Source organism: Tissierella pigra (assembly GCF_009695605.1).
GTDB classification, from domain to species: domain Bacteria; phylum Bacillota; class Clostridia; order Tissierellales; family Tissierellaceae; genus Tissierella; species Tissierella pigra.
The window spans coordinates 1-2,121 of record NZ_VUNQ01000102.1 but is presented as its reverse complement, the minus strand read 5'-3'; the positions used below and the strand labels follow the sequence as shown (position 1 = coordinate 2,121).

The following is a 2,121-nucleotide window of genomic DNA, read 5'->3' as shown; positions in this document are numbered from 1 at the left end:
GATTATAAATATTGACTATTTGCTTTTTAAAGTTTTCTTCATAATGTTTTCTAGACATTCTATTCTCCTCCTATAATAATTATATCATGTTCGGAAAAGAATTGTCCTATTTAGTATAGCCTATCCATCCTGCAATTTTTTCAGCTATCAATCTGTATTTGGAAGCAATAATAGCAATCATCCTTTTTTATGTCTAAAAACTCAATGTCTATCATAAGCTTATGATTTAGAACAAAAAATGTCTTTAGATCAATTTCATGTGCTATAACGGTGTTAGGTTCTCTCTATAAAAGTGGTAGCATTTTCAAAAGTTTAAAAGCTATGGCCAAGGAACTTAGAGTATAGTAAATATGTTTTATGAGGTGGAAACGAAGGAATAAGAATCTATTTAAAAAAACAGAAAATTGAATGAAACTTTATAGATATAAAAGAATCGGGGATAAACCCCGACTCAATTATTCTAAGTTAGAACAAATCACAATTACAGAAAATAACTACTAAAAGTAAAAAGAAGAATAGTAAAGAAGTATCCATACCACGTTCTTTTTCGCATCCTCTTCTGCCACCTAATAATTCATCCATAAAGACACCTCCGATCTAGTTTAGATTAAGTACTCTTATAATAGAATATGAGAGATAGTAATAAAGAGTTAATTTATTAATAAATAAATTAAAAGAAGGTGAATGAATATGACTAAGAAACAAATAACAACTGCCATAGAAGAAGTCGAAAGATTATTAAGAAGATGGAAAAACTAATTAGAGGGACATTATTTAAACAGGAACTAAATAAAGATAGATTGTTGAGAGTATAGACGAGCTTAAAAATAGTGTATTCAGTAGACAGCTGGAGAGTGAAGCAATGAATAAAATAAGATGTAAAAAAATATAGTAAATTACTTCTTGAACTTGAAGGAAAGGCAGAGATAATTCGCAATAGATGTAAGACAAAAAAATAAAATTGGCACAAAAAAATAGCTAATCATTTACATGAAATAGAAAATTGGAAACTGAACAATACGATATTAAAAAGTAAGATATTTCCAAAATTTATTGGTGTTACATGATATGTATGCTACAATATATTATATAAGTAGATTGTAGTCGTATATTAAGGCGAACTACAGATTATTTATATTATATAAACTTTACTACGGAGGTACTTATGAGAACTCACTATTATTTAGGTTGGTTTAACGATATTTTTCCTGAGAAGCTAGCTAAGTTGTTGCATGAGGACATAACTGATAGAAAATCACTTGTTATGATTAGTGCAAATCCATTTCTTCATGAAGACGAGGAAGTTGGTGCCACTGAACGCTCGTGGCTTGACCAGGCTAATATTATGTTTGATGAATATCATTTAATTGATTATGGTGTACAGAAGGAAGATGCTCAAAAATTAATTCAAAATGCTTCGGTCATTTTCTTGTTAGGTGGAAATACCATTGAACAGAACGGTATTTTAATTGAATATGAATTGTCAGATTTGATTAAAAAAAGCAGAGCCGTTGTAATGGGAACAAGTGCTGGTGCAATAAACATGTCCGCTAAATGGTTATGCTCGAAATACACTGGTAATAAAGGTGAAATAAGCTCTATTTGCCATGGTATAGGTCTTGACAATTTTTCTGTCCTGTCTCATTTTGATCTTGAAAATAACATTGAGAAGATTCAATGTGAACTGTCTTCTTTATCAGAAGAAATAAATATTTATGCGTCGAACAAAGATTGTGCTGTACGCGTAAAAGGAGACAAAATCGACATTTTAGGCAATGTATATTTAATTTCTCACTCAAAGATTCAGAAGTTGAATGAGACGCTTTAGTTGTGTTGAGTGGTTATGGCTTAACTGAATTAAATTCTTTATGCAAAACTTCGGCAACAGTCAAGGTCATGGTCACATATAGTATAAGCATAACCTACAGTAAGTTTCTTATACAATATTTATATTAAACGTTATAATTATTAATATTAAATATTTAGTAAAGATATGGAAAGGCAACCCTTTTTTAGACAAATTTATTCCGAACAAGAATATACTTTCTAAATACTGCCTAAGCTGCTAAATCAAAGCTAGCTCTATTTCTATATTCAATTGGTGATATGTATCCTAAAGAT

General features: G+C 29.9%; 1 protein-coding gene. It reads left to right on the top strand.

What is annotated here, in order from left to right; all coding sequences use genetic code 11:
- The first annotated feature begins 1,165 nt into the window (after nucleotides 1–1,165).
- Nucleotides 1,166–1,828, top strand: coding sequence for a Type 1 glutamine amidotransferase-like domain-containing protein (locus tag FYJ83_RS19480; protein WP_154443133.1), 663 nt, complete (start codon nucleotides 1,166–1,168; stop codon nucleotides 1,826–1,828).
- The last annotated feature ends 293 nt before the right edge of the window (nucleotides 1,829–2,121 follow it).